Here is a 7,552-nt window from a genome sequence, read left to right on the forward strand (position 1 = left end):
TGAGAATTGATACAAGGGAAACAGGACAGAAGGCCCGCATTCAGCGGGCATTGGGTTACGCGGGTTGTGCAGGCCAGGTGATATCGGGCGCGATGGCAGTATCAATGCGATTCAGCAATACCCGATACTTTTTCCATGCGAGGAGTCGATTTTTCTCCTCATCAGTCGCAATATCGAGTTCGGCGGCATCCTGCAGCGGCGCTATCTTTTCCGATGCCTGAGCAAGTAACTTCTGCTTCTGGCTTTCTGCGCGTTGCTGCAACTCTTCTGGCGTGTAAGCACGGGGAACAATTTTGATTCCGTCAAAAACCCAGTCGCCGGATATGGCCAGGTCCTCCGGTATCTCATCCACCGGGATTTCAGCCACCGAAGCACCAACAGGCCAGAGCGTTGAAGCGTCGGTACTGAATGACAGAACAATCCCCGCCTGATCGTAAACAATTTTCATCGTGTCATCAGCAAAGGCTTTCTGACATTCATACCAGTCTGCGCCTTCGCCTGACTGGAGAAAGACGATTTCCGGATTGATTTCCAGTATCTGCTTTTGCTGTTCATTATCCGGGATATATAACTGAAAATTGGTAAATTTTTTCATCATATTGATCCTGCCGTGTACCATGTCCCGTTGATGCAATACTGCAATGGCCTTGCCTGCGTGCTATCAATGAATTCATCTCTGTTGCCGTTGATGGAAGCCGTCACAACGTATCCGGCTTTATCGGTCCAGCCTGGTCCTTTCCAGGTCTGAACAGAGGATTTGGTACCCAGCCTGATACCCGTGATAAAGCGGGAGTTACATTCAGCTTTGGTGTATGCCCCAATATCAGCGGCTGATGGTTTGCTGACGGAGGTATAAACCTGCGCCCAGCCAGACCAGACCGCATCATTAGAATCACGTCGGGAACGAATATACACAGGCGCATGAGCGCCACTGGTGCCACTCCAGCCAATCAGCAACTCTCCTTCCCCGCCAGCCTGCGCACCTTTAAGGTGTAAAACGTTGCCATAAACCGCCGGATAGCCATTGTTATAGGCTTCGTACATCTGGATCCCGGCAATGCCCTGTGCGGTTCCGCTTAGTGCATTCACTCTGTTGCGGGATACCAGGGTATTGATATTCACGTCAGCCGAGCCGTCAAAACGCATGCCGTTGATATTGCGGGCCGTCTGCAGTTTGGTGGCTGTAGTCGCATTGCCGGTTAAGTCACCTGTGATCCCGCTGTTGAATGTCTGCTGTGCGCTCCAGGTATTGACCTTGTTCAGCAACGGAATTTTTTCACCGCTGGTGCCGAGCGCTTTTAAACCGAGGTTCTGGAGCGTCTCAGTCACCAGGCCAGCCTCTTTGATTTCCGCCAGGGCACAGGCGATCTGCAGATATTGTGAATGCGGGTTCTGCGCTGCCTGATGTTTTTCCATCACCTCATCAACGTAAGCGCGTACTTCAATAATTGCATCATCCACATATTTACGGGTCGCAAGTATCACAGAAGGATCAATTTTCAACGTTACTGCGGCGGTGCTGCTGACGATAAGGATCAGGCGGATAGTCTGCGTGCGCCCGCTGCCTTCCTGCAACAGAGGTTTATAGGTTTCGGCACAGTTCGCGACAGCTATCAGTTCGTCTTCATCGTCAAACAATCCGATTTCACGGATCCAGAACCCGCCGTCACGTTCAGGGATAACCTGTTCCGCAATAATCTGGTTCGTATTCAGCGGGTCAATCGTCAGGAGATTCAGCCCGGCGCGACGTTTCTCGCCCCGTAGCTGCGTCTGCATGGGGTCCGGTGTGGGCAGCGAACCGCCGCCGTCGCCCACGGCCATTTGCGTAATGTTGAGTTTTGTCCCCAGCGCGGCAAATTGTGCCAGTTTAGCGGCACCGCGATGAGTAAGAAGAGCATAAAATTTAGACGCCATCGCTAATCCTCATGGTGTCGATGATATGTACAGCGGCTCCGGTCACTTCCTCGCCGGTGACTTCTATTGTTTCCGGAAACCAGGGGTAAACCGTCAGGGTGTCGCCGCTGTAACAGCCAGCGGCAGCGTAAACTTCACCGGTTGATTGCAGATTTATCGACATGCCGATCAGGTGCCGGCTGCATGGTTTGGCGTCGCTGATCAGGCGCTCCAGCTCCAGAAAGGTTTCTTCTGTAATCCCCTGGTCCTGAACGCTGATATCCAGCCGAAACGTGCCCGGTGTCTCGCCGGTCTGCCACCACTCAATAATGCGCAGTAAGAAGCCGAACGGCTCGACCACGCGCCGCATGGCACTGATTGTTCCTTTATGCTGATGGATATAAAAAGCATCCTGGACGACCCGGCGTTTGAGGCTCTCCGTCCAGCTTTCATCCCAACGATCCACGGAGAACGCCCAGGCGAGATAAGGAAGAAAATTCACCGGACAGGTCGCCGGATTCCATAAATCGCGCAGCGGAACCTGCAGATCGGAAATGCCGCTGCAGCTTTGCGCCAGTCGTCGCTCAAGCGGCGATGAGCCTGGCGGTAGCAGACTATTCATCGACACCCCCGTTAGTTATGCACCATTCGATGCAGGTTGCAGCCTGCGTCCTGTCCAGAACCTTGTCTTCCGTCGGGGACACCAGTTCAACACGTTGCACGCCTTCAACATGCAGCGCGGCATAGATGGCACTGCGGCGAATATTACGCCCGAGCCGCGTCTGGCTGGCGATGTACTTCTGCAGGCTGGCTTTTGCCGCCGCCATGACCGGCTCAGCCTCCGGTCCCGGATCAAGAAAGAGAGTGGCATCCACGCGGTACGGGATAATCTCGGCGCTGCGTACCGTCAGACGGTCAGCCACAGGGCGCACGTTCTCGCTGTTAAGCGCCTGCTCAATCACTGCCAGCAGGTCGTCTCCAGCCGTGCCGTCACCCTCACGGCTCAGTACGGTAAGTACTACCTCCGCCGGTGCCGGGCTGGTCGCGCTGGCATCAGCTACACGCCCGTCTGCACTTCTGGCGTGAAATTCATAAGCTGCCGTCGGGCCAGCAACTGACAGCCCCTCAAAGGCATCGGGTACACGCAGGCGCAGCGCTTCATCGCTTTCCATCACCGCTGCGATCGGCGGTACAGCCTCATTATTCGCAGGTGTCACCGTCAGGCGCTTCACGTTGTAGTTGGCTGCCAGCTGATCCAGATCGCTGCCGATGGCATACGCCACCATGACCGCCTGCGCGGCTTCATTGATACGCTGACGCAGCAGGAGCTCCCGGTAGGTGCTTTCCTGCAGCAGTTTGGTGATGGGTTCTGATTCCAGCGCCAGCGTGCGGCGCACCGCTTCCTGCTCATCCGCCGGATAAAGGGCAATAAATGCCGCTTTGCGCTCTGCCAGCAGGGTTTCGAAATCAGGTACTTCTACCACGTCTGGTGCGGGTAGCTGTGAGAGGTCAATAACCGCCACGGTATCCTCCCGTTGTAACACTCATGACAACCGGCGAACCGTCCACCCGTTGCCCGGCCAGTTCCACCTGCATCGCACCCTCGAAGTTACGGCTCAAGTTGATCTGGCTCAGGCGGATACGTGGCTCCCAGCGGCTAAGCGCACTGTACACCGCCGCCATCAGTTGCAGGTCCAGAGCCTCATTCTGCGGCTGGTCAATCAGACGGGAAAGCAGCGAGCCATATTCCCGCCGGGCGAGGCGGCTGCCCTGCGGCGTCAGCAGAATGTCCTGTACCGACTGACTGATATGATCCATATCGGTAATGGCCAGCCCGGTTTGTTGATTCATGCCGGTGTACATCGTCAATGCGGGCCTCCCGTCATGTTTTTACCCTTCTCTACGCCATCATGTTTATGGTCATCCACTACGACACCGTTCGAACTCATCGCCCCACCGTCCTGCGTCACGGCACCGTTGATCACCGTTTCGGCATTCACCCGCATCTGGTCCGCCGTCACGATGAACTGGCTGGTCTTCAGTTCGATACTGTCTGACGCTTCAATCAGTACGCTTTTGATTCCCTTAATCAGCCAGCGCCCGGTTGCCGGTTCGTACTCAAACCATCCGCCGTCCGGGTACTCGGTAACGCTGCCGTCCTCAGAATCTGACGGCGGCGGGAAGTCATTGGAGTAAATGGCAGGCAGGGCAAAGGCGGTTTCAAGATTGCCGCCCAGGCTCAGCAGCACAACCTGTTCCCCAACCGTCGGTTTCCACCAGTTGCGGGTATTCCCGGCGCGCAGGGTGAGCCAGTTAATCCAGTTGGTTTCGAGGTCGCCCGTTTTCACCCGACAAAGCCAGTTTTTCTTGTCCACAGCCGAGACGGTCCCGGTACGGATCAGGTTGGTAATGAGGCGCAGGAGTTCGGTGAGTTGTGCGTTCATCCCATAATAATGCTTAAATTTTTCTTTATTTAAACCGCATTGCTTTGTATGGTTTATGGTACAACGATAGAAAAACACTACATTTCACTTAAAGGAAAATTATGTTTAGGTTACATAGCGTCGCTATAACAGGCTTTTGGGGAAGACTGAATGCAACGTGCTCATTTTATAACGATGTAAATATAATCATCGGTCGAAACGGAACAGGCAAAACTACGTTTATGAATATTCTACACGCCGTATTGTCTGTAGAACTTGATTCTATAAACGAAAATAACTTTGACACTGTCGAAGTAAAATTAAAAGATGGAGCAAAAACAAAAACAATAAAGGTTGTGAGACTTATTGACTCTTTGCGGCCTTACCCAACATTTGAGTATCAAATATCAAGAAAAAAATATACGGTAAGGGCCATTGATGAAAGAAGAGTGCCTTTTTCTGTACGACGCCGCCATCAAGAAGAACTTGACGGATTAAAAACAGAATTAAATAGACTGGTAGCATTATCTTCATTATCCGTATATCGCCTTAGAAGCGGAGAAGATCTTGAGATTCGTGATAACTATGGTTCTAAACTTATAAACCCCGTAGACTTCAGACTCACACAACTATTGCAAAACTTGACAAAATATCAATTATTTCTTTCACAAAAGGCACGTGAGGTAGCAACAAACTTACAAAAAGAAGTTTTAGCCTCTATTTTGTATAGTAAAGAGGATGCTGAGGATGAGGCATACAATTGGCAATTCGACAAAGATACAGAAAGAAGAAGTTTGATCTCTGCTTACTCTCAGCTAAATGCCTTTGACGGTGATGTTAGAAAAAAAATCAACTTCCACGTTGACGCAATTGATAAAACCTTTACTGAAATAAAAGGTGCCCAAAAAAATAAAGAAGGTGTAATAAACGTAGATTATCGTTCACTTGAGGCTTTAAGAAAAACCCAAAGAATAATAAAAATGTCTTTACGCTCAGAAGATGACGTAACAAAAATATACACTCCTATAAAATTATTTACGGATACATTACAAGAATTCATAGCTGATAAAAGATTTTATTTCTCTGGCGGCGAGTTGATGCTAGAAAATGGACATGGCCCAATCAGTCATCAAAATCTATCTTCGGGTGAAAAGCAGCTTTTGATTTTATTTATTGAAACTTTATTACAACAAAATAAGCCTTTTATATTTTTAACTGATGAGCCAGAACTCTCTCTACATATTGCTTGGCAAAGAAAAATAATCCCGGCAATCAAGCAATTAAACCCAAATGCGCAAGTTATCGCAGCGACTCATTCCCCTGAAGTAGCATCTAAATACAGGAATTCTATTTTTGATATGGAGAAAATTGTTCATGGATGATTTTTTCTATTCAGCTGAAGCTGAAAACATTATTAATCTTTTTTATCAGTCTGATCTTATGGTGTATGTTGAAGGCCCTGATGACATCTGTTTTTGGGAGATCATTTTTGAAAAAGCTAGTGGGCTAAAAGTTGAAATACAAGAACTAGGCGGTTGCAAAGAAATAGAAAAATATATTGAAAGGATCATTAAAGAAGATTTAAAGGTAGTCGTTGCCTGTGATTCTGACCTAACGAAATTTAAAGATGAAAAGCATCAGAAAACTAAGCGGATAATAAGAACGTCTGGGTATGCCATTGAAAACACGTTTATTTCAAATGACGGAATACTAAGAGCCATCAGAACGCTGGGTAAATTCAAAGCTAAAGACATGCTTTCTCTAAACATATCAAAATGGGAAGAGGATTTCTATAAAAATATTGAAGAGTTAGTTAAGATAGATATTTATAACTATATTCATGAGAGTGGAATTCCCGTTATTGGAGATAGCTCTATAAGATTTATGAAATCAAAAAACTCAAGTTTATTATGCGAAAATAAAATAAACACACACAAAGAAGAGGTAATCGGAAAAATAGAAAGATTCAACCCAAAAGAAGTAGATGAATTATTGGAAAAATTAAATACAACCCCAAAAAATTGGTTGAGGGGACATTTTTTGTTTTCAGCCATTCACAGACTAATCAGTTCTACAATAGCAAGTTATGGAAGAAAAATAAATCTTTCTTATGATGCCTTATACTCAATTTTAATAAACAACTTCGAAAGCATTTTTGATGAGAGTCATAATGAATTTGATTATTATAAAAAAGAAATCGCACAGATTGAATTTTAAATAAAACATAAAGCGAGCATGGGAAAATTAGCCCACGCTCGTTAAAAAAATTATTCACACCTTTGAAAGCCACCCACTCAGAATATGTTTAAGATTTATTTCAACCTTACTATCCACACCTAATAATGGACGTGCAGCATACCTCACGTCTTTACCGCCCCGGCTCACTCGATCACGCAGTCCATAATGATGCACCCGAGCAATACGCTGCACGTCCCTGGTAAACGCTACTTCAGCCGAGTTTGCGTCTGGGTAATGGTCCCAACTTATTGATAGTGTTTTATGTTCAGATAATGCCCGATGACTTTATCATGCAGCTCCACCGATTTTGAGAACGACAGCGACTTCCTTCCCAGCCTTGCCAGATGCTGCCTCAGATTCAGGTTATGCCGCTCAATTCGCTGCGTATATCGCTTGCTGATTACGTGCAGCTTTCCCTTCAGGCGGGATTCATACAGCGGCCAGCCATCCGTCATCCATATCACCACGTCAAAGGGTGACAGCAGGCTCATAAGACGCCCCAGCGTCGCCATAGTGCGTTCACCGAATACGTGCGCAACAACCGTCTTCCGGAGCCTGTCATACGCGTAAAACAGCCAGCGCTGGCGCGATTTAGCCCCGACGTAGCCCCACTGTTCGTCCATTTCCGCGCAGACGATGACGTCACTGCCCGGCTGTATGCGCGAGGTTACCGACTGCGGCCTGAGTTTTTTAAGTGACGTAAAATCGTGTTGAGGCCAACGCCCATAATGCGGGCGGTTGCCCGGCATCCAACGCCATTCATGGCCATATCAATGATTTTCTGGTGCGTACCGGGTTGAGAGGCTGTGTATGTGAACTGTAACTGCCATGTTTTACGGCAGTGAGAGCAGAGATAGCGCTGATGTCCGGCAGTACTTTTACCGTTACGCACCACCCCGTCTGTAGCTGAACAGGAGGGACAGCTGATAGAAACAGAAGCCACTGGAGCACCTCAAAAACACCATCATACACTAAATCAGTAAGTTGGCAGCATCACC

Annotated in this window: 10 protein-coding genes and 1 pseudogene (1 of these 11 cut by a window edge); 2 read left to right on the top strand and 9 right to left on the bottom strand. The window is 48.4% G+C overall.

Annotated features, from left to right (window positions below; all coding sequences use genetic code 11):
* Positions 1-55: 55 nt before the first annotated feature.
* Genes E0E17_RS02165 through E0E17_RS02190 form a run of 6 tightly spaced genes read right to left on the bottom strand, consistent with a single transcriptional unit; the run spans position 56 to position 4,337 of the window.
* Positions 56-598 (bottom strand): tail fiber assembly protein, encoded by a 543-nt coding sequence (locus E0E17_RS02165; protein ID WP_272940788.1) that lies wholly within the window; start codon positions 596-598, stop codon positions 56-58.
* Positions 595-1,914 (bottom strand): phage tail protein, encoded by a 1,320-nt coding sequence (locus E0E17_RS02170; protein ID WP_130831104.1) that lies wholly within the window; start codon positions 1,912-1,914, stop codon positions 595-597. Before E0E17_RS02170 ends, E0E17_RS02165 begins: the two co-directional genes overlap by 4 nt.
* A complete protein-coding gene (locus tag E0E17_RS02175) occupies positions 1,904-2,515 on the bottom strand; it encodes a phage tail protein I (RefSeq protein ID WP_130831106.1) in 612 nt (203 codons plus the stop codon). The genes E0E17_RS02170 and E0E17_RS02175 overlap by 11 nt, the downstream gene beginning before the upstream one ends.
* Positions 2,508-3,416: a baseplate assembly protein gene (locus E0E17_RS02180; RefSeq protein ID WP_130831109.1), complete on the bottom strand. Its 909-nt coding sequence runs from the start codon at positions 3,414-3,416 to the stop codon at positions 2,508-2,510. Before E0E17_RS02180 ends, E0E17_RS02175 begins: the two co-directional genes overlap by 8 nt.
* Entirely contained in the window at positions 3,403-3,762 is a 360-nt protein-coding gene (locus E0E17_RS02185) for a GPW/gp25 family protein (RefSeq protein WP_130831111.1), read from the bottom strand. The genes E0E17_RS02180 and E0E17_RS02185 overlap by 14 nt, the downstream gene beginning before the upstream one ends.
* On the bottom strand, positions 3,759-4,337 hold the full coding sequence (locus tag E0E17_RS02190) for a phage baseplate assembly protein V (protein ID WP_130831113.1): 579 nt from the start codon (positions 4,335-4,337) through the stop codon (positions 3,759-3,761). The genes E0E17_RS02185 and E0E17_RS02190 overlap by 4 nt, the downstream gene beginning before the upstream one ends.
* Positions 4,338-4,438: 101 nt before the next feature.
* On the opposite strand from E0E17_RS02190, the gene E0E17_RS02195 reads away from it, so the two are divergent.
* Together E0E17_RS02195 and E0E17_RS02200 are read left to right on the top strand one after the other, a co-directional pair.
* The gene (locus tag E0E17_RS02195) at positions 4,439-5,698 is read left to right on the top strand and encodes an AAA family ATPase (RefSeq protein WP_130831115.1); all 1,260 of its coding nucleotides are present in this window, start codon (positions 4,439-4,441) and stop codon (positions 5,696-5,698) included.
* On the top strand, positions 5,691-6,533 hold the full coding sequence (locus E0E17_RS02200; protein ID WP_130831117.1) for a DUF4435 domain-containing protein: 843 nt from the start codon (positions 5,691-5,693) through the stop codon (positions 6,531-6,533). The genes E0E17_RS02195 and E0E17_RS02200 overlap by 8 nt, the downstream gene beginning before the upstream one ends.
* Before the next feature lie 54 nt (positions 6,534-6,587).
* On the opposite strand, the gene E0E17_RS02205 is transcribed toward E0E17_RS02200, so the two are convergent.
* The 3 genes and pseudogenes from E0E17_RS02205 to E0E17_RS02215 all read right to left on the bottom strand — a co-directional run.
* Positions 6,588-6,803 (bottom strand): phage virion morphogenesis protein, encoded by a 216-nt coding sequence (locus E0E17_RS02205; protein WP_130835434.1) that lies wholly within the window; start codon positions 6,801-6,803, stop codon positions 6,588-6,590.
* A protein-coding gene (locus E0E17_RS20580; RefSeq protein WP_103215986.1) for an IS1-like element IS1A family transposase occupies positions 6,800-7,497 on the bottom strand; the annotation gives its coding sequence in 2 pieces (ribosomal slippage) (positions 6,800-7,248 and positions 7,248-7,497; 699 coding nt in all). The genes E0E17_RS02205 and E0E17_RS20580 overlap by 4 nt, the downstream gene beginning before the upstream one ends.
* Positions 7,498-7,547: 50 nt before the next feature.
* A pseudogene (locus E0E17_RS02215) lies at positions 7,548-7,552 on the bottom strand (IS1 family transposase); it runs 82 nt beyond the window's last position.

Source organism: [Erwinia] mediterraneensis (genome assembly GCF_900604315.1).
Classification (GTDB): domain Bacteria; phylum Pseudomonadota; class Gammaproteobacteria; order Enterobacterales; family Enterobacteriaceae; genus Pantoea; species Pantoea mediterraneensis_A.